Below are 26,002 nucleotides of genomic sequence, written 5' to 3'. Positions count from 1 at the left end.
TATGTCGTTCAAATCGTTCGCCGCAAAAATCTTCGCCGATTACATCTACGCCAAAACCCAAAAATGGGCACAAAATCCTGTGGAAACCCAGCAGAAGGTTTTTCGCGGGTTGATCGCGGCCGCGAAAGACACGCAATTCGGGCGCGACCATGACTTTTCGGAAATAAAAAACCACGCTGATTTTTCGCAAAAAGTTCCCATCCGCGATTACGAAGGCCTCAAAACCTACGTCGATGCGGTCGTACACGGTAAAGAAAATGTGCTTTGGCCCGGAAAACCGTTGTACTTCGCCAAAACATCGGGCACGACATCGGGCGCGAAATACATTCCGCTCACCAGAGAATCGATGCCGTTCCATATCGAAGCCGCGCGCGACGCGATCCTGCATTACATCCATGAAACCCGAAACGCCGATTTCGTAAACGGAAAAATGATTTTCCTGCAGGGAAGTCCCGAACTTGAGGAAAAACACGGCATCAAATTCGGGCGATTATCGGGAATCGTCGCGCACTTCGTCCCGAAATATCTGCAAAGAAACCGCATGCCGAGTTGGGAAACGAACATCATCGACGACTGGGAAACCAAAGTTGACGCGATCGTGGCCGAAACCATAAACGAAGACATGACCGTGATTTCAGGCATCCCGAGTTGGGTGCAGATGTATTTTGAAAAGCTGCGGCAAAAAGGAGGAAAGCCCGTCGGGGAAATCTTCAAAAACTTCAACCTGTTTATTTACGGAGGCGTGAATTACGAGCCGTACCGCGCGAAATTCGAAAATCTGATCGGCCGAAAAGTGGACAGCATCGAACTGTTTCCCGCGTCCGAAGGATTTTTCGCGTACCAGGATTCCCAAAAAGAAAAGGGAATGTTGCTGTTGCTCAACTCCGGAATTTTCTACGAGTTCGTCAAAGCCGACGAATTTTTTACCGAAAACCCCAAACGTCTCACGATCGGGGAAGTCGAAATCGGCGTGAACTACGTGTTGATCTTATCGTCGAATGCCGGCCTTTGGGCGTATAACATCGGCGATACCGTACAATTTACGTCGACAAAACCGTACCGCGTGATCGTGTCGGGCCGCATAAAACATTACATTTCGGCGTTTGGCGAACACGTGATCGGCAAGGAAGTCGAGGAAGCGCTCAAGGAAGCCATGCAAGGAACCAACGTTCGCGTAAATGAATTCACTGTCGCGCCCCAAATCAATCCTACCGAGGGTTTGCCGTATCACGAATGGTTCATCGAATTTGAAAACGAACCAGCGGAAATCGCATCTTTCTCGCAAAAAATCGACGACGCGATGCGCAAACAAAATGTGTATTATGACGACTTGATTGCGGGGAATGTGCTTCGAAAGATCGTCATCACAAGAGTTCGAAAAGGCGGATTCGACGAATATATGAAGTCGATCGGGAAACTCGGCGGACAGAATAAATTGCCGAGATTGGCCAACGACCGTAAAATCGCCGACGCACTCGATGTCTAAAATGCTACTGTATTTCGTGCTTTTCCCAACGCTGATCGCCGCCCAGATCAAAGGCCGCGTAATCGACGAACACGGAGATCCGATCGCTTACGTGAACATTTTCCCCGAATCGGGCAACGACGGTTTTTCAGCCGAAGCCGACGGAACGTTTTCAATCCCGAACCATAAACCAGACGAAAAATTCACGTTTTCGGCAGTCGGTTTCAAGACGATCACGCTTCAGGGAATTGACGTGAACGAAGTTGTGATGTGGGACGAAACCGTCAAATTACGGGAAATCGTCGTCGGGAAAGCCAAACGGAAACGCAGCAAACAAATCGACAAATTCGGGACAAGCGGCATTCGGGTTTACATCAACCAAACTGCGGGTAAGGTTTTCAATCCCGACGAAAAGTCGGAATATCCTTTCTTGACCGAAGTCACGTTCAATTCCAAAAGCGAGATTTCAGGCGCGAAGGTCAACATCCGAATCATGAGCGTCAACGAAAATGGAGAACCGGATCTCGATCTGGTCGCGAAAAATATAATCGCGTCGGTTCCGAAAGGCGACAGGAAAACGACCGTAAACATTGCCGAATTCAACATCGAAATACCCCAAAACGGCATCTTCGTCGCGATCGAGCCGTTGAAAATAAAGGAAAATCTGTATACGACCGTGGTTGTCTATGAAAGCATTTCGGGCGATAAGAAGACGCGAGAAGTCTCGGTCCAACAACCGTATTTCGGGTTTTTACCATCGGACGAGAACAACACTTGGTATCTAACGTCGAAATGGAGCAAGCGGTCGCGACACAAAGTCGACGATTCGGGTAGCCTTTCGAACGTCATGATGCGGAAATATCACGATAAATTTCTCGAATCGACGATTTCAATCACTATCTCGAATTGATGAAAACAATATTTCTTTTACTTCTTCCGACGTTGCTCGTCGCCCAAATCCAAGGTTCGGTCAAGGATAGCATTTCCGGCGAACCGATTCCGTACGCAACAATCTGGATCGAAAATACTGAAGTCGGAACCAACGCCGACGAAGCCGGACAATTTTCGATATCGGCTGAAACCGACAAGAATTTGCTTTTTTCGGCCATCGGATACGCGACGAAAAAACTGCGCGCGAATGCGGCATCGAACGTCGTCCTGCAACCCGCCCCGATTTTGCTCGATGCGGTTTCCGTGCAAAAACCCAAACGCACGAAATCGAATGTCGTCGGTGAATTCCAAATGAAAAATGTCGAAACGACCTACGGTTGCAATGGAAGGCCGTTTCGCGTGGCGCGATATTTCAATGTGGCGCAGATTCCGTCGGAAACACCGTATTTAAAGACGATTTCAGTCGCGACGGTTTCCAAGATAAAAGGCGCGAAGTTCAATTTTTACCTGATCGAAGCCAACGCTGACGGAACTCCGGGAAGCGAAATGCTCGCAAAACCGATCTTGGCGTCGGCAAAAAAAGGACGAAACAAAACGATAATCGATGTTTCCGAATTCAAGATAAAATGCTCTGAAACCGGTTTTTTCGTTGCGTTGGAATGGCTCGTGATTCCCGAGAATCGGTACGAATTCACGTATGAATCCAAAACGGGGACGATCACACAAACCAGTTACCAGCCCACGTTCGGCACACAGTACAAAGCCGAGAATTCGTCCTGGGGTTTCGACTGGAAAATCGCGACCTGGAAGCCGTTCCGCAAAGACCTGGCGAGATACGATGCTTTCGAAAATGAAATCCGCCTTATGAATCCCGCCGATAGCCATCAATTCAAGCAAATGATGGAACACGCCAAAAAAATCCGTACGTATTGGGAAGAATTCGCGGTAGAAATCACGTTGTCGAATTAGTAAAATTAACGTCGGAATTATCAGCCGAACCCGCAATTAACCTTACCCTAACCAACTAAAGTGCAAAAACCCTACATTTGCACAGTGAGAATTTTATTGAATGAAAGAACTTAAAAATATCGTTCGCTCACGCGCGCAGGAATCTTCGAGCGCGGTCGAACGGCTTTATATTACGATGCGCCACCTGTTCAACAGGGGTTTTTATAAACCGATGGGCGTTTCCGGAGAAACTTTACGCGAGGCGCTTTTGGCGTTGCGACCTGAAATTTACGGCAGTATCGCCGGCGAGAAAGTAGAACTTAACGGATTGTTGTATGTGATCGAGCGCCTTCCCGTAGGGATCGAGGAATGCCGGTTCATCAATTTGACGTCCGACGAAGGTTACTCGAAATCCCATTTCAAGGCGATCATCCCGCCAAAGAGAAAACGCAATTGTTACCGCATCGACGACGAACAGATGAACGTCGAAATCACGCGCGGCCGCTCGGATATCTATGATATTTTGACGCACCTCACGTTCCTTTTCATCGAATCGCACAAGATTAAGAACCGCGCGCTTTTGGATGAAAATACCGGCGAGGTTTCACGCGATTGGCAAAAGCTCGGCGAGGTTGTTGAGAACGGCGAGCCGCTTGAATTGGCCGAACGCGAACAGGCGATGTCGCACGCGGCGAATCTATTGGGCCGATCATTCTCAGAAATCATCGAGATTTACGACGGTTTCGGGACAACTGAAAAACCCGATCGTTTTATCCATGTTATCTATTGGCTTGGAAAACTCGCGATCGAGGAACTCATAGAAAACAACAAACGCACGATCTCGTTCAGCCCGATCCTGCGCGAACGCCTCGGGCATCACATTCACGGTGAAATCTGGGCGAACAACATCAAGACCATTTTGCGCGACAACAATTTGTTGAACCGCCCGATCCATATCATCAGCGCGAACATGCACAGTGTGATGAATTCGCTTTTCGCGACGCATCTGCTCAAGACCAAGTTCAAGGACAAAAGCGATTTCGTGATCTATGAAGAACTCAGTAGATCAGGCGCCGACGCATTGCGCAAACCCGTTGAGAAATTCGCGACGGAACACGGCATGATCTCGCTTCCCGATACGTCGGGCACGAACATCGACGTGCAGATCTTCGACACTGAAAAGATCGACTGGAAAAATTCAAGCTTCCCGAACGCGAACGTTTCGGGCGAAAATCCCGTTATCATCGTCATGGATTACGCATTCGGTGAGCAAGCTTATGAAACGATCGACGAACTTTTGAAACCGTTCCAGGAATCGAAAAACCAGCGCACGTTGTTGAACGTCGTGTCGGTTTCGATCATGGGAAAAGCGGGAATCTTGGAAGGCGGAAAAGGCGATATCATGATTCCGTCGGCACACATAAACGAAGGAACGGGCGATAATTATCCGTTCGAAAACGAGTTGACGCTCGACATGTTCGAAGGCAACGATATTCCGGTTTACGCAGGCCCGATGGTTACCGTTTTGGGAACTTCACTCCAAAACCGTGATCTTTTGACGTTCTTCAACAAGTCGACCTGGGGCGTGATCGGCCTTGAGATGGAAGGCGCGTATTACCAAAAGGCGATACAGTCGGCGTCGAAAATCCGAAAGAGCATCAACCCTGACGTGAAAGTGCGATATGCGTATTACGCTTCCGACAATCCGCTGGAAACGGGCAGCACGCTCGCATCGGGAGGTTTGGGAACCACAGGCGTGAAACCGACCTATTTGATTACGATTAAAATACTTGAACAGATATTAAATTCGAAATAGAAATGAGTAAACAACCAAAAAATTCAGACGAAAACGAAATCGACTTGGCCGAACTCAGAAAAAAAATGGGCAACGCCGCAAGTAATTTCAACGCTCGATTGTTCCAATTGTTGAGGTTCGGGATTAAGAATGCGATTATTTTGATAGTGCTTCTGATCGTTGGCGTCGGGCTTGGATTTTACCTTGACAAAACCCAAAAAACCTACGATCACTTATTGGTCGTTTCCCCGAATTTCGGAAGTGTCGATTATCTGTATGAAAAAGTAGATCTGATCGAATCCAAGATCAAGGAGAACGATACGGTTTTCCTCAAAGGACTCGGCATTCAGAACGCCAAGAAATTGGCTAAGATCGAAATCGAACCGATCGTGGACATTTACCAATTCGCGAACCGCAACGAAACGTATTTGGAGATGCTCAAGGTAATGGCTGAAAACAGCGATATAAGGAAGATTGTCGAAGAACCGCTTACGAGCAAGAACTATCCGCAACACCTGATCACGTTCTCTACAAAAGACGCGACCGACACCAAAAAGACAGTCGAGCCTTTGTTGAAATATCTCAACGACAGCGATTTTTACAGGAAAATCCAAACAGAATACGTGAAGAACGTCGCTTATAAAATGAGCGCCAACGATTCCACGATCAAACGAATCGACAAACTTCTCGACGCGCTTGCCTCGAAGAATTCCGGGTCGGGACAGGTCTATATCAACCAGAATACGCAGCTCAACGATGTACTCGAAACCAAAGACAGGCTCGTTCGCGAACAAGGCGATCACCGCATCGACATGGTCAGCATCGATAAAATCGTAAAAGACAACAATACGATATTGAACATTGAAAACACGAAAGCGGTAAACGGTAAACTTAAAATCGTACTTCCGTTATTGTTCATTTTCCTGTTCATCGCCATAAAATTGTTCTTGTCTTTTTATAGGAAACAATCTGCAAAGATGAACCAAGCGTAAGGCAATGAAAGGAATTATTTTAGCCGGAGGATCCGGAACGCGCCTTCACCCGTTGACGCTCGCCGTGAGTAAGCAACTCATGCCGATTTACGACAAGCCGATGATCTATTATCCGCTTTCGACGCTTTTGTGGTCGGGAATCCGCGAGATCCTGATCATTTCGACTCCCCACGATTTGCCGCTTTTCAGGCAATTGCTTGGCGACGGAACGAGCCTCGGTTGCCGATTCGAATACGCCGTCCAGGAAAACCCGAATGGTTTGGCCGAAGCGTTCATCATCGGTAAGGAATTCATCGGGAACGACAAGGTCGCGCTCGTCTTGGGCGACAACATTTTCTACGGAACAGGGCTTTCAGGTTTGCTGAAATCGAACAACAATCCTGACGGAGGCGTAATTTATGCGTACCATGTCCACGATCCCGAACGTTACGGTGTCGTTGATTTCGACGCAAGCGGAAACGTACTTTCGATCGAAGAAAAACCAGCCGAACCAAAATCGAACTACGCCGTTCCCGGAATTTATTTCTACGACAACGACGTGGTCGACATCGCGGCCAACATACAACCAAGCCACCGCGGCGAGCTTGAAATCACCGACATCAACAAAGAATACCTCAAACGTGGAAAACTCAAGGTCAGCATTCTCGACCGAGGAACCGCTTGGCTCGACACCGGAACGTTCAATTCGCTGATGCAGGCGTCACAATTCGTCCAGGTAATCGAAGAACGCCAAGGATTGAAAATCGGATCGATCGAGGAAGCCGCTTATGTAATGGGCTACATCTCGTCCGACCAACTAAAAAAACTCGCCGAGCCGTTGCTTAAAAGCGGTTATGGCAAACATTTGCTAGGATTAATCCAATAAAAATGACGTTTACCGAAACCAAACTAAAAGGCTGTTTTATCATCGAACCCAAGATAATCGGGGACGAGCGCGGCTCTTTCATGGAAAGCTTCAACGAGCGCACGTTCGCGAACGGAACGGGTTATGAGGCGCATTTCGTGCAGGACAACCAATCGGTTTCGTCACGAGGCGTCTTGCGCGGGCTTCATTACCAGACTGGCCAGCATGCGCAGGCGAAATTGGTCCGGGTTTTAAGGGGCGAAGTGCTCGACGTCGCGGTCGATTTGCGTCCCGGATCGGAAACCTTCGGGCAATATGAATCGATCCTGCTTTCGGGCGACAACCAAAAACAATTCTTCGTACCTCGCGGATTCGCACACGGTTTTTTAGTGCTCAGCGAAACGGCGGTTTTCTTTTACAAGTGCGACAATTTCTATAATAAAGAATCAGAGGGCGGATTGATGTTCAACGATCCATCGGTCGGCATAAACTGGAATTTCCCTGAAAATGAAATGATCATTTCCGAGAAAGACCAAATCCTTCCCACGTTAAACGACGCAAAAAAAGTATGGTAGTTCTTGTCACGGGCGCATCGGGACAATTGGGCCAAGCGTTGAGGTCGGTCAAGAATCAATACGGTTCGATCGATTTTTACTTCGCCGATTCGACCGAAGGCGACCTCACGAATCCGGAATCATTAAAAACGCTTTTCGAAAAGACAAAACCCGATTTCTGCATTAACGCCGCGGCGTATACGGCTGTCGACAAATCTGAAAGCGAACCCGAGAAAGCGCACGCGATCAACGTCGACGGCGTCAAAAACCTCGCGAAAACCTGCCTCGACTACAATTGCACGTTGCTTCACGTTTCAACCGATTTCGTGTTCAACGGAAACGGTTCGGTTCCCTACATCGAAGATTTCCCGACCGATCCGCAAGGCGTGTACGGACGCACAAAACGGGACGGCGAACTTGAAGTGATGAACATCCTTGAGCGCTATTTCATCGTCAGGACGTCTTGGGTTTATTCGGAATTCGGAAACAACTTCATGAAAACCATGTTGCGATTGGCGTCGGAACGCGACGAGATAAGCGTTGTGAGCGACCAGATCGGAACGCCGACATACGCGGTTGATTTGGCGCACGCGTTGCTCAAAATCATCACATCCGGAAAAACAACGTACGGAATCTACAACTACAGCAACGAAGGAATCGCGAGCTGGCACGATTTCGCCAAAGAGATTTTCAGCTTGGCAAAGAGCAATGTGAAACTCCATGCGATCCCCACGAGCAGCTTCCCGACTCCGGCAAAACGTCCGGCGTACAGCGTGCTCGATAAGTCGAGGATCAAATCAATTTTCGGTTTGGAAATCCGCGATTGGAAACTCGCGCTCGCCGACGCTTTCAAGGCGAATTCGTAAATATTTTCACGTTACCGCATAAAAAAAGGAGGTCATTCCTGAACCTCCTTTTTTGATTTTTATGTGCGATTAGTTTCGGACAATCTTCTTGATTCCCATACGACCTTCGCTTTCCAGACGCAACGTGTAAATGCCTTGCGCAAGCTCTCCGAATCGGATGGTTTCGTTCTCGACGCGTCCCGATTGCACGAGTTTTCCGTCGATCGAATACAACGAATATGTCGTGTCGCCTTCCAGTCCTTTGATCGAAATCGAATCGCGGAACGGGTTCGGGAACACAATGAATTGCATCGCGCGTGGATCACCGACGCTAAGTTCTGGCGTGATCGTGATGATGACGTCGAACGAGACGCTTCCGCCCGAATTCGTCGCCGTAACCGTATAAGTTGCGATCGGCGTTGTCGTTGTCGGAGTTCCTGAGATGATTCCCGTCGCAGGATCGATCGACAATCCGGCTGGCAACGATGGCGAAACCGAATACGTGATGCCGGAACCTGTAACTGTCGGGATCAACGGCGTGATTGCAGCATTGGCCGAATATGTGTTCGGCGATGTATAACTCAATGCGGTCGGCGCGATGTCGTTCACGGTAATGATGACGTCGAACGAGACGCTTCCACCCGAATTCGTCGCGGTAACCGTATAAGTCGCAGTCGCGGTAACAGCCGTCGGAGTTCCTGAAATGACTCCGGTTGTCGTATTCAAACTCAATCCCGCAGGAAGCGCAGGAGAAACGCTGTACGACGTCACTGTTCCCGTCACGGTCGGATTTAGATTCGCGATCGCAGTTCCGACGGTAAACGTATTTGGAGACGTATAACTCAAAGCTGTAGGCGCTGCCGGGGTAATCGTGATGATGACGTCGAACGAGATGCTTCCGCCCGAATTCGTAGCCGTAACCGTATACGCGGCAATCGGCGTAACCGTTGTCGGAACTCCTGAAATGATGCCCGTTATGAAATCCATGGAAAGTCCGGCCGGCAACGAAGGTGAAACAGAATAAACGACGTCCGATCCCGTAATTGTCGGCGTCAACGGTATGATGTTCGACCCTACAGGATATGTATTCGGCGAAGTATAACTCAACGCGCTCGGCGCAATTCCGTTCACGGTGATGATCACGCCGAATGAAACGCTTCCGCCCGAATTCGTCGCGGTCACCGTGTAAGTCGCAGTCGCGGTCACAGCCGTCGGAGTTCCTGAAATGACTCCGGTCGTCGTGTTCAGATTTAATCCCGCAGGAAGCGCCGGAGAAACGCTGTACAATGTCACGGTTCCGAATACGGTCGGGTTCAAATTCCCGATCGCAGTTCCAACGGTAAATGTGTTTGGCGAGTTGTAACTCAAAGCGTCAGGCGCCATCGGATTAACGGTGATCACAACCCCGAATGACGCGTTTCCGCTTACATTCGTCGCCGTCACGGTGTAAGTTGCGGTCGCAGCCACAGCCGACGGTGTTCCTGAAATGACTCCCGTAGCCGCGTTCAACGACAAACCTGCAGGAAGCGCAGGAGAAACGCTGTATGAGGAAACCGTTCCTGTTACGGTCGGGTTCAAATTAGTGATCGTATTTCCGACGGTGAATGTGTTCGGAGAATTGTAACTCAAAGCGGTCGGAGCGGCCGCGTTCACTGTGATCACGACGTCGAATGTCGTGCTTCCGCCCAAATTCGTAGCCGTAACCGTATAACTTGCAAGTGCTGTAGCAACTGATGGCGTTCCTGAAATGACGCCCGTCGATGTATTCAAACTCAATCCCGCAGGCAATGAAGGAGAAACGCTGTATGATGAAACCGAGCCGGTCACGGTCGGCGTCAACGCGGTAATCGTAGTTCCCGCGGTAAACACGTTCGGAGTCGTATAACTCAACGCGCTTGGCGCCGGAGCGGTCACGGTGATTACAACCCCGAATGAGGTCGATCCACCCGAATTCGTAGCCGTTACGGTATATGTCGCAGTCGCGGTCGCAGCCGATGGCGTTCCTGAAATGACTCCGGTCGTGGTATTCAAACTCAATCCCGCAGGAAGTCCCGGCGAAACCGAATAGGAAACGACATTTCCAGTCACCGACGGCGTCAGTTGCGCAATTGCGTTCCCGACGGCAAAAGTGTTCGGAGAGGTATAACTCAACGCCGATGGCGCGATGTCGTTGATCGTGATTGAAATCCCGAACGAAGTCGATCCGCCTGAATTCGTCGCCGTTACCGTGTAAATCGCAGTTGGTGTTACCGTTGTAGGGTTTCCGGTGATAATTCCGAAGAGCGGGTTCAACGTTAGTCCGTCAGGTAGAGCAGGCGAAACCGAGAATCCGGTAATCGACCCGATGATTGACGGGAACAAGAACACGTTCGCACCGATCGTATAAACGTTCGGTGTCGTATAGCTCAAATTGCCGGGCGCGGCAGCATTCACCGTGATCACGACTCCAAACGAAGTCGATCCGGTTGCATTCGTCGCGGTAACCGTATAAGTTGAGGTCGCGGTCGCACTCGCAGGTGTTCCTGAAATTACTCCTGTCGTCGTGTTGATCGACAATCCGTTCGGAAGCGCAGGCACGACGCTGTAAGAGGTAACGGTTCCGGTTACGGTCGGCGTCAAAGCGGTAATTGTGGTTCCGACGGTAAACGTATTCGGTGAACTGTAGCTCAATGCAGTCGGAGCGGCCATATTCACTGTAACCACGACGCCAAACGAAACGCTTCCGCCCGAATTTGTAGCGGTAACAGTATAAGTCGCGGTTGCAGAAACAGCAGTCGGCGTTCCTGAAATTACTCCTGTCGTCGTATCGAAAGACAAACCGGCTGGCAATGTCGGAGAAATGCTGTACGAATCAACGGTTCCTGTAACTGTCGGGCTTAAAGCCGTGATCGCAGTTCCGACGGTAAACGTGTTCGGAGTCGTGTAACTCAAAGCGGTCGGAGCGGCGGCATTCACTGTGATTTCAACATCGAACGTTACGCTTCCGCCCGAATTTGTAGCGGTAACAGTATAAGTCGCGGTTGCAGAAACAGCAGTCGGCGTTCCTGAAATTACTCCTGTCGTCGTGTCAAAAGACAATCCCGCAGGCAATGTCGCAGAAACGCCGTACGAATCGACCGTTCCGGTAATTGTCGGGCTTAAAGCCGTGATCGCAGTTCCGACGGTAAACGTGTTCGGAGTTGTGTAACTCAAAGCGGTCGGAGCTGCGGCATTTACTGTGATTTCAACATCAAATGTTGTGCTTCCGCCCGAATTCGTAGCTGTAACGGTATAAGTCGCGGTTGCAGAAACAGCAGTCGGTGTTCCTGAAATTATTCCTGTCGTCGTATCGAAAGACAATCCCGCAGGCAATGTCGCAGAAACGCTGTACGAATCGACCGTTCCTGTAATTGTCGGGCTCAAGGCCGTAATCGCAGTTCCGACGGTAAACGTGTTCGGAGTCGAATAACTCAAAGCGGTCGGAGCGGCGGCGTTGACTGTGATTTCAACATCGAACGTTACGCTTCCGCCCGAATTTGTAGCGGTAACAGTATAAATCGCGGTTGCAGAAACAGCAGTCGGTGTTCCTGAAATTACCCCTGTCGTCGTATCGAAAGACAATCCCGCCGGCAATGCAGAAGAAACGCTGTATGAATCGACCGTTCCTGTAATTGTCGGGCTTAAAGCCGTAATTGCAGTTCCGACGGTAAACGTGTTTGGAGTCGAATAACTCAAAGCGGTCGGAGCGGCGGCATTCACTGTAATCTCAACATCGAACGTTACGCTTCCGCCAGAATTCGTAGCGGTAACAGTATAAGTTGTAGTCGCGGTTACGGCAGTCGGCGTTCCTGAAATTATTCCTGTCGTCGTATCGAAAGACAATCCGGCAGGCAATGTCGCAGAAACGCTGTACGAATCGACCGTTCCTGTAACTGTCGGGCTTAAAGCCGTAATCGCAGTTCCGACGGTAAATGTGTTCGGAGTCGAATAACTCAAAGCGGTCGGAGCTGCGGCATTCACTGTAATCTCAACATCGAACGTTACGCTTCCGCCCGAATTCGTAGCGGTAACAGTATAAGTCGCGGTTGCAGAAACAGCAGTCGGCGTTCCTGAAATTACTCCTGTCGTAGTATCGAAAGACAATCCGGCAGGCAATGTCGGAGAAACGCTATACGAATCGACCGTTCCAGTAATTGTCGGGCTTAAAGCCGTGATCGCAGTTCCGACTGTAAACGTGTTCGGAGTCGTGTAACTCAAAGCGGTCGGAGCGGCGGCGTTGACTGTGATTTCAACATCAAATGTTGTGCTTCCGCCCGAATTCGTAGCGGTAACGGTATAAGTCGCGGTTGCAGAAACAGCAGTCGGCGTTCCCAAGATTACTCCTGTCGTCGTATCGAAAGACAATCCCGCCGGCAATGTCGCAGAAACGCTGTATGAATCGACCGTTCCTGTAACTGTCGGACTCAAGGCCATAATCGCAGTTCCGACGGTAAATGTGTTCGGAGTCGAATAACTCAAAGCGGTCGGAGCGGCGGCATTCACTGTAATCTCAACATCGAACGTTACGCTTCCGCCCGAATTCGTAGCTGTAACGGTATAAGTCGCGATTGCTGAAACAGCAGTCGGCGTTCCTGAAATTACCCCTGTTGCCGTATCGAAAGACAATCCCGCAGGCAATGTCGCAGAAACGCTGTATGAATCAACCGTTCCTGTAACTGTCGGGCTTAAAGCCGTGATCGCAGTTCCGACTGTAAATGTATTTGGTGTCGTATAACTCAAAGCGGTCGGAGCGACAATGGCAGGATTCACCGTAATAATTACGTCGAAAGTCGTGCTTCCGCCAGCGTTTGTCGCAGTTACGGTGTAAGTAGCGGTTGCGGCAGTTGTTGTCGGCGTTCCTGAAATGATTCCCGTAGTCGTGTCGAAAGACAATCCCGCAGGAAGCGGTGTTGAAATGCTATAGCTTGTCGCGGTTGCGGTCGTGGCTGGAACCAGTGGCGCGATAACCGTTCCGACCGTAAACGTATTCGGGCTTGTATAGGTGAGCGGCATTTGGACGCCGTCCATCGCGATGTTGTTGAACGTGACGCGAGCGCCGGTATCGGCTGTCATGTTCGGGCCGGTGAATCGCAAACGAACCTTGAAATTCTCGTTGTCGTTCACCGATGCCAAAGCCGAGAAATCGGTTTCAAACAATTGATACGTTCCCGTTGTAAGCGCCAATGAAGACGAAGCCAATCCTGTCGTGATCCAAACCGGAGTGCCCGCGTTTACTGAATAATCCAAAGTAATTCCGGTCGCGGCACCTTCGTCCATCGCGGCGAATGAGAACTTGATTTCCTTGTAACCTTTCGTCGGCAAATTGAACACCATCGTATTCTCAAGACCGTTGTTCTGGAACGGCTGGGTGATCTGCAGGCCGCGCATGATGCCCGGAGCGTATGGTAAATTCGAGTTGGCTTCGGTGCGATAGTTCAACGGCGTCGGGCTGTTGCGGCGCTCCATCGAACCGTGTCTCCACAAAGGATCGGTCGACGTGAACGGATAACCAGCAAGCGAAGACGAATATGAAATCGTCGTGTTCGGAAGCACTTCGTACGAGGAATTCAAGAAGGTAAGCGGCGTATCGTTCGGGATGGCGGTGTTCATCATCCAGAAATACACCGGCTCGCTTTCTTCGACGGCAAAACCTTCAGGAATGAAAACGGCGTTCACGTTGAAACTTGTAGCCGACGTTACCGTAATTTCAGCGGTCGTAGCCGATGATGCGCCCGTCCAATGGCTGAACACGTAACCCGGTTTTGCGATTGCCGTAAGCGTTACGGGAATGTTCGAGAAATACGTTCCGCTCCATGGAAACGGAGTCGCGTTTACCCCGGCCAAGGCTGGCGTGATCTCGATCGTATTTATTTTGATGTAACCATGGTCGACGTTCGAGACGTTCAATGTCGCGGTGATGTTGTTCGCGATCGAGAATTTGTTGCGGATGTGATTTCTCTGGAAGCCCGGACGTTGGTTCGCGAATCCCGTCTGATAATTCATATACCAATCGAAATCGCCCATGTCAAAAGCACTCCAACGTTGCGTGTGCTCAGGAAGTTCAGGGAAAATGACATCCTTCATCGCGTTCATTTTTCCAGTGACGACAGCCGGTAAATAATAACTGTTCATCATGTCGGCAAAACGGTTGACGAAGTAATTTTTAAAACCTTCGTTCTGGATCATCCGGCGCAACCAAAGCGTGGACCAAGCCGGATTTATGTTTTCAGATCCGACCGAGGTCGCGATTTGCAGATTGTTGTGGTTATAATCGTCGGTTCCGAATGAAAACGTATCGTCCATATCGTGGAAAACCCAACGCCAGCGACCGTCAGCGCCATAACTGGCCGTCGGTTCGTATTGTGCGGTTTTCTTTCTCCAGAACTGTTGGTTGTTTCCGGGCCAGTCAGAGTTGTCGAAATAAATATTCGCGATGTAATAATCGGCGAAACTCTCAGGATCAAGCTGCGTCACGACGTAATCGAAATCGGCCTGATTGGAAAGATTATGGCTTTGCATGTAGGCCGACAGCGCATCGTAATGATCATCGTCACCTTCTTCCACATCGCCATCGTTTTCCAAAAGATCGACATCCTCGAAACCATATACCTGTTTGAAGTAGTTGTTGTCGTAACGCTCGCGCAGGTTCATGATTCCCCAATATTCCCCATTTATAAATGTAATCGTGGGCTGGTAATCCTCGTTTTCGCATTGCATCTCATAACAGATGTTGTGACAAAGCGCATCGCGGAACATCGTGTTTCGGAAATCACTTCCCGATGTCGACAACGTCAGGCGTTCGTAATCCTGATACGGCAAATCTGAAAAGAACGGGTAGCTCAGGTTTTCGTCCCCAAATTCGGAACGCGCATAGATCGTAAGCGATTTGTTCTCGTATTTGCGGGTCGAAGCACCTCGTACCCGAATTCCGACATCCTGGCTGATTACCTGGTTTCCGTTTACGTAATAGGACATGTTGGCTTTTTGCTCGGTAGTTTCGCCACTTCGGTAATAATTCCCGACGCGAAGGCTTCCCGGATGAATACCCGGATTTTCAGCTCTCCAGTCTTCGAAGTCTTTTCCGGCGACGAAAATTCCATCCTCGTAATCGTAAAAACTGGTTTCAGTGAAAGAAAGGGAAACCACAGGCAATTCAAAACGGCTCGTGCCTTCAGGCGTTACGAAATACGTTTGGGAAATCGTCGGACTCGCGAGTGCTCCGGGTTTTACGACCTTCGAGCGAACGACCGTGCCTTTGAAAAGCGGATTGTCGGGAATGTAGAACGACGGATCGAAATGATAGGTCGATGAGATCGCGGCCAACTTATTGGGTAAAGGCGAACGATCGACGATGTTTATCGGAGTGTTGTAAGTAAGCGTTTCATAGCTGTTGGTGAGCATCGGGCCCGGCGTTTGCGAACCTGTCTCGTTATAGGAATTGCGATAGGTATAGGTTTGTCCGCCGATATTCGCTTCACTTGGTTCCGACCCGTCGAGCGTGTACAGAATCGTCGCGCCCGGTTCATTTGTGGAAAGCGTCAGGTCAAACGCCGATGTCGAAAATCCGCCTTGCTGCGAGAAAACAGGAGCCGACAAAAGGCCCGTGTAGCCAACCGCGGCGTTCATGGCCGACGGCGTCACATCCTGGAAAAACATGAAAGGTCCGGTTCCGTTCGGGAAACGTCCGAACGAGAAATTCTGCATGATAACCGTTGACGGGACTTGATTTACGGTAACGGCCTCGGCGTTCGTAAGTGTGATCGTTTCGCCCGACGAGCTGATTTTCCAATTCGTGTGCAAGGGCTGTCCGACGACGGTTCGGTTCTTGTCGGAACAATAGATGAGCAGGTATTGGCCTGAGCCTAAATTCACGTTCGGGAAAACCCATTTGAACGGCAACGTCGGATCGTCGGTAAGACCGTAACCGTTGAGGTTCACAGCACTCGGCCCGTTGTTGTACAGCTCTACCCAATCTTGATAATCTCCGTCTTCATCGGTGTTCAACGTCGTATTCGAAGTCACGATCTCGTTGATCACGACTTGTGAAAACGCGGGTGAGACAAATGTAAAAAGTGCCGATGCAAGCAGCCAGAACGTAATTTTTTTCATGTTTTTTACCTGTTTTGTTGTGTAAAGTAAAGCGGGATTTTAAGGCAGTTGATTTTTAATCGATACAAAACTATGTTTTTCGACGAACTACGAACAACTGCAAATCTGCCAAAAATGTAAAAAAGGAGACAGCGAAAAGCCATCTCCTTTGTAATCAATATCTTATCAAATTATCTTTTGATAATTTTCTTTGTTTCATTCGTTCCTTCAGATTGTAACTGTAACAAATAAATTCCTGAAGTCAATCCGTCGAGGCCGATTTGAGCGGAAGTCCCTAATTTTCCTGCCTTCACCAAGCGTCCGTCGATTGCGTAAAGCGAATAATCGGCATCGGCGTTCGCACCTGAAACGTTTACGATCGAGCTTGTCGGGTTCGGATACACCGAGATTTTCGATGCGACCGGAGTCGTCGGCAATCCCAATGTCGAAGTTCCGTGGACCGCGATGTTGTTGAACGTGATGCGGTTTCCGGCATCGACCGTCATGTCGCCCGAACCTGTAAAACGCACGCGTATCTTGAAGTTCACGTTGTTGTCGGCCGCCGTGATAGACGAGAAGTCAACAGTGAACAAGGCGAAATCAGCGGTCAGCGGCAATGTCGATGAAGCCAAACCTGTCGTGATCCAGTTCGGAGTTCCGGCAACGGTCGAGTAATCCACGACGATGTTCTGCGCGTTCGTCAATTCGTTTTTGGCGGCGAACGAGAAAATAATGTTCTCGTAATTCACGGTCGTGAACGCGAAAACCATTGTGTTTTCAGCACCTGCGCTCTGCAACGGTTCCTTGATCTGGATGCCGCGCATCGCACTTGCAGCGTAAGCCGCGCCTCCGTTTGCCTCGGCGATGTAGTTGATCGGAGTCGGTGAATTTCTTCTTTCCATCGACGCGTGTTGGAACAACGGGTTTCCGGCTGCATACGGATATCCTGGCAAGCAAGACGTGTAGTTGATTACCGCGTCGGTTGCCGGAACTTCGAACGAAGAGTTCAAGGTCAAAAGTGGCGTGTCGTTCGCGATCGCAGTTCCCATGTACCAGAAATAGATCGGTTGGCTTGCGTTGGTATTCGTCGGAACAAAAACCGCTTTCACTGAAAACGCCGCGGTTTGCGTTAGCGTAATTTGATCAGTTGTCGCAGTTGAGGCGCCTTCCCAGTGATCGAATACGAAACCTGCGTTCGGGATCGCTTTCAACGTAACCGGAATTCCTGAAAAGTAAACGCCTGTCCAAGGATATGGATTCGCGGCGATATTATCGGTTGTCGATTTAAGGTCGATCGTGTTCATTTTCACATAGCCGTGCGCCACGTTTGAAACGTCGACGGTCGCGTTGATGTTCGCTGCGATCGTGAATTTGCTGCGGATGTGGTTTCTCTGGATCGCCGGACGTTGTGTCGCGAAGCTCTGTTGAAAACCGTAATAGAAATTGAAATCGCCCATGTCGACCGGAGCCGTCCAACGCTCGATCTGTTCTTCGAGTTCAGGAAGGATCACGTTTTTCATTTCTTCCATCGTCGTATTTACGAAAGCCGACGAATACGTCGTGTTGATCTTGTCGGCGAAACGGTTGATGAAGTAATTCTTGAACGTCGTATTTTCGAGCATCTTGCGCAACAGGAACGTACTCCATTCCGGGTTTGGCCATTCCGGGCCGCCGGTTGCAGTGGCGATCGCCAATGAATTGCGGTTGATGTTCTCAGATGTGGTTGCGAAAGTCGCATCCATGTCGTGACCGATCCATCTCCAACGTCCGTCGTGCGGAGCGGTTGCATTTGGGGCGTCGACCTTTTCTCTCCAGAATACGATGTTGTTTCCAGGCCAGTCGAGGTTGTCGAAGAAAATGTTGTGGATGAAATAATCGGCGAAGTTCTCGTAATCGAGTTGCGTCAGAACGTAATCGTAGTTCGCTTGCACCGACAATGGATTTGCAGTGATATAGTCGATCATCGCGTTGTAATCATCGGCGTCGCCTTCTTCGATCTGCGCCTCGCTCTCCAAAATATCGACTTCTTCAATGTCGTATACGCGCTTGAAGTAATTGTCATCGAACTTGTCGCTTAAACTCAGGATTCCCCAATATTCACCGTTCATGAACGTAACGGTCGGTTGGTAACCTTTTGCCAGTACGTGAGATTGCTTGAGCAAACGCATGTTGAGCGCGTCGCGGAAATGAGTCTCGTAGAAATCGGCACCTGAATTACGCAGGATCAAGCGTTCGAAATCGATCGGTTGGTTCGGGAAGAATGCGTAGTCCATGGTCGCGTCCCCATAATCGGAACGTCCGTAGATGTTGAACGACTTGTTCTGCCAGTCGCGCGACGAACCTCCGTGAAGGCGCAAACCTACGTTCTGGTTGATCACTTGCGTGCCGTTTACGAAATACGTCATGTTGGCTTCGCGTTCCCATTCGAGGCCGCGTCGGTAATAGTTAGCCAAATCTTCCTGGCCTTCAGGCTCGAGATCGGGGTTGTCGATTCTCCAGTTGTCGAAATCGACTCCGGGAACGTAAATTCCGTCGTTGTAGTCGAAAAGTGTTTTCTCGGTGATCGCCAATGAAACGACCGGCAACGAAAAACGGCTGCTGCCTTCAGGCGTCACAAAGTACGTGTTGCTCGCCGTTTTACTCGGCAAAGCGCCCGGTTTCACTACTTTCGCGCGAACGACCGTTCCTTTGAAGATGTTGTTTTCAGGCAAATAGAACGCATCGAAATACGTCGTTGAAATCATCGATATGTCGTTGGGTTGTGACGTACGGTCAACGATCGCGATCGGAGCCGTGTAGGTCAAACTGTTGAAGCTCTTCGTCAAAAGCGGACCTGTCGCATCGCCCGGATGGTGCGGATATACGTTCTTGTATTGATATGTCGTTCCCGCCAAGTTTGCCGGATCGGGCTCGCTTCCATCAAGCGTGTAAATAATCGTTGCGCCCGAGGTTGCAGTCGCGAGGCTCAAGTTGAAAGCCGTCGTGAAAAATCCGCCGCCTTGTGAAAATGTCGGAGGCGTCAAAATTTCGTTGTAACCGACAGTCCCGTTTTGCGCAGCCGGCGTTACGGCCGAGAAGAACACGAACGGTCCGGTTCCATTGGGAAGACGTCCGTACGAAACATCGCTCGGGATCGCAGTCGCTGGAACCTGGTTTACGGTAACGCTTGCCGCGTTCGTCAATGTAACGGTTTCGCCGCCCGAACTGATCTTGAAATTAGTATGCAACGGCTGGTTTACGACCGTGCGGTTTTTGTCGGAACAATAAATGATCAGGTACGAACCCGGCGCCATGGTTTGTGCTGGGAAAGTCCATTTGAAAGGCAACGTCGGATCGTCGCTTAGTCCGTAACCGTTGAGGTTTACGGTAGCGGCCGTTCCGTTGTAAAGTTCAACCCAGTCTTGATAATCGCCGTCCTCATCGGTGTTTGTCAAGGTATTCGAGGTTAAGATTTCGTTGATGACGAGATTTTGTGCGAACGATGCAACGCTCATCAGCAAAAACACACCAACGAAAAATGGGGTAATTTTTTTCATGACTTTTTAACAGTTTGATTTTTAAGGGAGTGAAATTAGATAACTAATTGGTAACGTTTTCTTTTTGTCGATATATAGCTTATTTATACCCGTGAATTACATTTTTTAAGACAATCCCGATGTAATCGGACGATCAACCTCGATGTTTGGGATGATTCGGTGCGATTATGGGAATGGGTTACCGCTACGTGAAATACGCGTTTCTGAGTTGAAAGAAGCTCGACAGCCGCCGCGTAATTGGGATCGGGCATTGCGATATCCGATGCTCAAACTCTTGTAAAATCTACTTTTTACTTCAGAAAATTCGCAAAAATGAATAGCTTTACGCCCGATTAACTAATTGTTTTACCGTGACCGACATCTCTATTGTAGTCCCGCTATATAACGAGGAAGCCGTATTCGATCAACTCATCGCAAGGTTGCAAAGCGTGATGGACTCGACACCGTTCGAGTGCGAAACGATTTTGGTCAACGACGGCAGTTGTGACGACACGGCCTCGCTCATCGAGCGGATTTGCACGATCGACAAACGTTTCGTTGGCGTGTTGCTTTCTAGAAACCACGGGCATCAACTCGCTGTGACCGCCGGACTGGCGAACGTCACGGGCCGAAAGGGAGCGATGATCATCGATGGCGATTTGCAGGATCCGCCTGAACTGGTCGTCGATTTTTACAAATTGCTCAACAACGGTTACGACGTGATCTACGCGATCCGCAAGAATCGCAAGGAGAGTTTCTTCAAGAAACTTGCGTATTCTGCCTATTATAGATTGCAAAAGAAGATTTCCAATTTCAACGTCCCGATCGACAGCGGCGACTTCTCGATGTTGAGCAGGCGAGTCGTGGACCGCATGAACGAAATGCCTGAGAACAGTCGTTACCTGAGAGGCATGCGCGCTTGGGTCGGATTCAAGCAGATCGGCTTCGAATACGACCGTGACGAACGTCAGGCCGGAGAGACCAAATACAGCTGGAGCAAATTGTTTGAGTTGGCGTTTAACGGAATTTTTAATTTCAGCGATTTCCCGGTACGCATCATCACGCGATTGGGTTTCATCACGATCATGTTCTCGTTGGCATACTTCGCCTATAATTTATACCGAAGATTTTTTTATAACGACGTCCCGCCAGGATTCACAGCTACAATTTTGGCGATCATACTTTTCAGCGGCGTGCAATTGATCTCGTTGGGACTTATCGGCGAATACGTACTCAGGATTTACAACCAAGTGCGAAACAGGCCGTTGTTCATCATCGACAAAGTAATCCGAACCAACCAAAGTCCGGAAATAGAAAAACCACAATAACATGCAACAGGAATACTACAGGGAATACTATGAACTTGAGCGCTACCATTGGTGGTTTACGGCGCGCGAAGCGATAATTTCAGGTTATATTTCATCGATGCAAAAGAAAGGACAATTGCCACAAGGCGCGTTGAAGATATTGAACGTCGGATGCGGTCCGGGCAGGAGTTCTGAATATTTATCGAAATTCGGTGAAGTTACCTCGATTGAATACGACGCCGAATGTTGCGTTTTCGCCTCAGAACTTACCGGATTGAACATTCAACACGGCTCAATCACCGAACTTCAATTTCCTGAAAATACATTCGATTTGGTGTGCGCCTTTGACGTAATCGAACACGTTGAAGACGATCAACTCGCAGTCTCGGAATTGATTCGCGTCGCGAAAAACGGGGCCAACGTCTTCATCACGATCCCGACGTTCATGAGTTTGTGGAGCCATCACGATGTGATCAACCATCATTTCAGGCGTTATCGCAAGACGCAGATCCAGGCACTTTTCGCGAAGTTCCAGGGCCGACAATTGTTTTCGTCCTATTTCAATTTTTTCCTGTTTCCGCCGATTTACGCGTTCCGAGCGATCAGCAACATGCTCAAGTCGGGCGAGAAAAGAACCGGTTCGGGCAGCGATTTCGAAGCGTTCAAACCCGGATTGCTCAATAAGATCCTGTTTTGGGTGATGCGACCTGAGGGTTGGTTTATGAATGTTGGGCTGAAGTTTCCGTTTGGAGTTTCGATATTACATTCCTGGAAAAAAGGAGAATGAGTTAGTCGCGAGGTAATTTAACCGCGCACGTTGCGTCATGCCAAAAAAATAGAATAGTTTTACGACTACTTTTTTCGCCTTCGGGCTAACAGTAAAAATAGAATCGATGTTAAGAATATTGGTAACAGGAGGCGCAGGTTTCGTAGGCTCGTCGCTTTGCTTGCAACTAAAACAACGCTATCCCAATTATGCGATAACCGCTTTCGACAACTTAAAAAGGCGCGGTTCTGAATTCAATTTGTCCGACCTTCAAAAAGCCGAAATCCCGTTTATTCATGGTGATATCCGCAATGCTGAAGATCTCGCGGGCGTCGGCGCTTTCGACGTTCTGATCGAAGCTTCAGCCGAACCGTCGGTAATGGCAGGTTTGGATTCTGACCCGACATACGTGATCAACAACAATCTTTACGGATCGATCAATTGTTTCAACGCGTGCCTCAAAAACAAGGCGAAGGTTATTTTCCTGTCGACGAGCCGCGTATATCCGATCGAGAAAATCGAAACGGCGAATTTCGTCGAAGCCGACACACGATTCGACTTTAGTTCCGACCAAACACAGATCGGAATCTCTGAGAAAGGAATCTCGGAACAACTTTCACTTGAAGGCGCACGCTCGTTTTATGGAACGACGAAACTGGCATCGGAACTTTTCATCCAGGAATACGCCGCATTTTACGGGCTTCAAGCCGCCATTACGCGTTTCGGAGTTATCGCCGGGCCTCGCCAAATGGGTAAAACCGACCAAGGCGTCGTCACACTTTGGATGGCGAAACACTACTGGAATCAATCGTTGAAATACATCGGATACGGCGGAACCGGAAAGCAAGTGCGCGACATTTTGCATGTGGACGATCTCGTTGACCTCGTCGATTTGCAAATTCACGAGACCGAAAAATTCACGGGCAAGATTTTCAACGTCGGTGGCGGACTCGAAAACAGTGCGTCGCTATTGGAAATGACGAACATTTGCGAGAAAATCACGGGGAATACGATTACCATCGGATCCGAAACTGAAACACGTCCTGCCGATTTGCGCAGCTATGTCACGGACAATTCCCTTATCGAAAAGGAAACGGGCTGGAAACCGACGCGATCGGTGGAAACTATTTTCAAGGATATTTTTGAGTGGATTAAGGAGAATGAGAAGCAACTTGAACCGATACTGAAATAAATGAAATTCGAAATTAAAAATACCTATCTCAACGCTGTCTCGTTCGTACTGATTGTAGGTCTGATCGGCTATTTTTATTTTGAGTTTTTCACGTACACGAGTAACATTCCCGTAAACGACGATTACAAAGCGATCCTGGAATTCTTAAATAATTTTAAGGCCGACGAATCGTTTTCATCGCGCATGTCATTGCTGTTCGCGCAATTCAACGAACACCGAATCGTATACGACAGGATTTGGACGTTGGTGAGTTACAAACTTTTCGGGAAAGTCGATTTTAATTTTCTGGCGTTGATCGGGAACTTGAGCTACCTCGGCATTTTTTTATTGCTTGCTTTGCCGTTGCGAAAAAGAGGCTGGTTTTATGTGCTTCCGGTCGCGATCCTGATTTTCAATTTTGCGTTCCACGAAAACATGACGTTCCCGATGGCGACATTGTCGAATAATACCGGCGTACTGTTTTCGTTGCTAAGTATTTACTTTGCCGTGAAAAGTGAAAAACATGCATATTTAAGCATTGTGTTCTTTGTTTTGGCGGTGCTTACGGTTGGTTCAGGGTTGTTCCTGATATTTTTGTTGCCCGCAATTTTTTGGTATAGAGGCAAGAAGAAACTTTTTTGGGCATTCATTGGTGTGGCAGTCGCGACGCTTGCTTTGTATTTCATCGGATACCAAAAACCACCGCAAACGCCTGATGTTTTCGAAACGATTTTATATTTCAAACTAAAAGCGACTACGTTCTTCTTTTCGTTCATTGGAAGTATTTTTTCATACAACCTCATTTTTACGAACGACCTGACCGATTCGGTCGTGTTCTCCGCGATGTTCGGATTGGTCATGGTAATTTTTTACGGCTATCTCATCAGGAAAAGATACTACAAGGACAATTTGTTGGCTTTCGCAATGATTTCATTCGTCATTTTGGTTGCGGGCATTACGAGCGTGACGCGCGCCCAGTTCGGGATTGAAACGGCGATTGCCTCGCGTTATAAATTATATAGCGCGATCATGTTGGTATATTGTTACTATTATTTTCTCGAAAAGGTCGAGTTGCGTCAAAGTTGGCGAGACGGTATTGTCGCGTTATTTTCGCTTGTATATTTTTTTGGGATCAGCAACAAGCAAACCGAATATCTCGCGTACAGGCAGCATTTGAATTATCTTGGCGTGGTCAATTTCTATTCTGGCAACCATAAAATGCTCAACGGTTTCGAGCAGGATTTGTACAAGGAAATTCTGGAAAAGGCCAAAAATTATAAAATTTACACGTTGCCCGACGAATCGGAAGTAAATGCGCTGTACCCGTTTTCGCAAAAAGTGTCGAATCTCACGCAAAACACGAACACTGACGCTTGGTTTACGCACGACGTCGAACAGATCTACGAATTAAAAGACAGCTTCCTAATTTTCGGGAAAGGCTTTCTGGACAGGCAATCGTCATACGAACAAAATATTTATTTGGAGTTGCAGGACAGCGCTTCGGGAGAAAAACGCACCTTTGCCACGCAAAGAATGAAACGTTACGACACGAATCCGTATTTCAAGAAAGGCAACCTCGATTACGCAGGTTTCGTATGCCGAATCAAGAAGGAAGATTTGGGTTCGGCCGAATATTCAGTCATCACAAGTATTTCAAACGACGGATTGTTCAGAAGAGAACCGACCGACAAAAAAATCAAAAAGACATTTTAATGAAAATTTGCATAATCACAGGTTCATCAGGACTTATCGGAAGCGAATCGGTAAACTTTTTCGCCGACAAATTCGACAAGGTCGTAGGTATCGACAACAACTTGCGCCAGGCATTCTTTGGAGCCGACGCGTCGACCGAATGGAACACGAAGAAACTCATCGACACGATTCCGAATTTCGAGCACCACGCCGCCGACATCCGCGATGAAGCAGCGATCGATGAGATTTTTGCAAAATACGGCACCGACATAAAGTTAGTCGTCCACACCGCTGCGCAACCAAGCCACGATTGGGCGGCATCAGCTCCGTTTACTGATTTTACGGTGAACGCAAATGGTACGCTGAATTTGTTGGAAGCGACGCGGAAGCATTGTGAACAAGCGGTTTTTATCTTTACATCGACCAACAAAGTCTATGGCGACACGCCGAATTACTTGCCGCTTATCGAACTCGAACACCGTTGGGAAATCAACGAATCGCATCCGTATTTCGAAAAAGGAATCGATGAGAAAATGAGCATCGACCAAACCAAACACTCGCTTTTCGGGGCTTCAAAAGTGGCCGCCGATATATTGGTTCAGGAATACGGGAAATATTTCGGCATGAACACCGGAGTTTTCCGCGGCGGATGCTTGACGGGTCCGAACCATTCGGGAACAAAATTGCACGGCTTCTTGTCATATTTGATGAAATGCGCGATCACGGGCGACAAGTACACGGTGTTCGGATATCACGGCAAACAGGTTCGCGACAACATTCATAGTTGGGATTTGGTGAACATGTTTTGGCATTTCTATCAAAATCCGAAGCAAGGCGAAGTCTACAATGCCGGCGGCGGACGTTTCTCGAATTGCTCCATGGCCGAAGCGATCGCGATGTGCCAGGAGATTACGGGCAAACCGATGAATTACGAATATACTGAAGCGAACCGCATCGGTGACCACATTTGGTGGATCAGCGACGTTTCAAAGTTTCAGTCGCATTATCCTGAGTGGACTTGGAAGTATAACATCAATGACATCCTTACCCAGATTTATGCGGCTACGTCTGCAAAAAATTAAAATGAACTTATCAGGTTTATCGTTTTGAT

At 48.7% G+C, this 26,002-nt stretch carries 15 protein-coding genes; 13 read left to right on the top strand and 2 right to left on the bottom strand.

Annotated features, from left to right (window positions below):
* Position 1 precedes the first annotated feature (1 nt).
* The 8 genes from EOO50_RS03635 to rfbD all read left to right on the top strand — a co-directional run bounded on the left by EOO50_RS03635 (position 2) and on the right by rfbD (position 8,355).
* A complete protein-coding gene (locus tag EOO50_RS03635; protein ID WP_290838009.1) occupies positions 2-1,486 on the top strand; it encodes a GH3 auxin-responsive promoter family protein in 1,485 nt (494 codons plus the stop codon).
* The gene (locus EOO50_RS03630; protein ID WP_290838007.1) at positions 1,479-2,375 is read left to right on the top strand and encodes a carboxypeptidase-like regulatory domain-containing protein; all 897 of its coding nucleotides are present in this window, start codon (positions 1,479-1,481) and stop codon (positions 2,373-2,375) included. Before EOO50_RS03635 ends, EOO50_RS03630 begins: the two co-directional genes overlap by 8 nt.
* On the top strand, positions 2,375-3,325 hold the full coding sequence (locus EOO50_RS03625) for a carboxypeptidase-like regulatory domain-containing protein (RefSeq protein ID WP_290838005.1): 951 nt from the start codon (positions 2,375-2,377) through the stop codon (positions 3,323-3,325). The genes EOO50_RS03630 and EOO50_RS03625 overlap by 1 nt, the downstream gene beginning before the upstream one ends.
* A 100-nt stretch (positions 3,326-3,425) precedes the next feature.
* Positions 3,426-5,120: a hypothetical protein gene (locus tag EOO50_RS03620; protein WP_290838003.1), complete on the top strand. Its 1,695-nt coding sequence runs from the start codon at positions 3,426-3,428 to the stop codon at positions 5,118-5,120.
* Positions 5,121-5,122: 2 nt separating this feature from the next.
* On the top strand, positions 5,123-6,091 hold the full coding sequence (locus EOO50_RS03615; RefSeq protein WP_290838001.1) for a hypothetical protein: 969 nt from the start codon (positions 5,123-5,125) through the stop codon (positions 6,089-6,091).
* 4 nt (positions 6,092-6,095) lie between these two features.
* A complete protein-coding gene (rfbA, locus tag EOO50_RS03610; RefSeq protein WP_290837999.1) occupies positions 6,096-6,956 on the top strand; it encodes a glucose-1-phosphate thymidylyltransferase RfbA in 861 nt (286 codons plus the stop codon).
* Between the two features lie 2 nt (positions 6,957-6,958).
* On the top strand, positions 6,959-7,510 hold the full coding sequence (gene rfbC / locus EOO50_RS03605; RefSeq protein WP_290837997.1) for a dTDP-4-dehydrorhamnose 3,5-epimerase: 552 nt from the start codon (positions 6,959-6,961) through the stop codon (positions 7,508-7,510).
* Positions 7,504-8,355, top strand: coding sequence for a dTDP-4-dehydrorhamnose reductase (gene rfbD, locus EOO50_RS03600; RefSeq protein ID WP_290837995.1), 852 nt, complete (start codon positions 7,504-7,506; stop codon positions 8,353-8,355). Before rfbC ends, rfbD begins: the two co-directional genes overlap by 7 nt.
* Positions 8,356-8,424: 69 nt before the next feature.
* On the opposite strand, the gene EOO50_RS03595 is transcribed toward rfbD, so the two are convergent.
* Together EOO50_RS03595 and EOO50_RS03590 are read right to left on the bottom strand one after the other, a co-directional pair.
* Positions 8,425-16,461: a putative Ig domain-containing protein gene (locus EOO50_RS03595; protein ID WP_290837993.1), complete on the bottom strand. Its 8,037-nt coding sequence runs from the start codon at positions 16,459-16,461 to the stop codon at positions 8,425-8,427.
* Positions 16,462-16,631: 170 nt separating this feature from the next.
* Positions 16,632-19,976: a CotH kinase family protein gene (locus EOO50_RS03590; RefSeq protein ID WP_290837992.1), complete on the bottom strand. Its 3,345-nt coding sequence runs from the start codon at positions 19,974-19,976 to the stop codon at positions 16,632-16,634.
* Between the two features lie 350 nt (positions 19,977-20,326).
* Between EOO50_RS03590 and EOO50_RS03585 the strand changes: the two genes are divergently transcribed.
* The 5 genes from EOO50_RS03585 (at position 20,327) to EOO50_RS03565 (ending at position 25,973) form a co-directional block, all read left to right on the top strand.
* Complete coding sequence (locus tag EOO50_RS03585; RefSeq protein ID WP_290837990.1) at positions 20,327-21,283, top strand: glycosyltransferase family 2 protein; 957 nt, start codon at positions 20,327-20,329, stop codon at positions 21,281-21,283.
* Position 21,284: 1 nt separating this feature from the next.
* Positions 21,285-22,049, top strand: coding sequence for a class I SAM-dependent methyltransferase (locus EOO50_RS03580; protein WP_290837988.1), 765 nt, complete (start codon positions 21,285-21,287; stop codon positions 22,047-22,049).
* Between the two features lie 106 nt (positions 22,050-22,155).
* Positions 22,156-23,220, top strand: coding sequence for an NAD-dependent epimerase/dehydratase family protein (locus EOO50_RS03575; protein WP_290837986.1), 1,065 nt, complete (start codon positions 22,156-22,158; stop codon positions 23,218-23,220).
* Positions 23,221-24,912 (top strand): hypothetical protein, encoded by a 1,692-nt coding sequence (locus EOO50_RS03570; RefSeq protein WP_290837984.1) that lies wholly within the window; start codon positions 23,221-23,223, stop codon positions 24,910-24,912. It abuts the gene before it with no gap.
* The gene (locus tag EOO50_RS03565) at positions 24,912-25,973 is read left to right on the top strand and encodes an NAD-dependent epimerase/dehydratase family protein (RefSeq protein WP_290837983.1); all 1,062 of its coding nucleotides are present in this window, start codon (positions 24,912-24,914) and stop codon (positions 25,971-25,973) included. The genes EOO50_RS03570 and EOO50_RS03565 overlap by 1 nt, the downstream gene beginning before the upstream one ends.
* Positions 25,974-26,002: the final 29 nt, after the last annotated feature.

Source organism: Flavobacterium sp. (assembly GCF_004211145.1).
Classification (GTDB): domain Bacteria; phylum Bacteroidota; class Bacteroidia; order Flavobacteriales; family Flavobacteriaceae; genus Flavobacterium.
The sequence above is the reverse complement of the archived record's forward strand: the minus strand, read 5'-3'. Positions and strand labels throughout refer to the sequence as shown.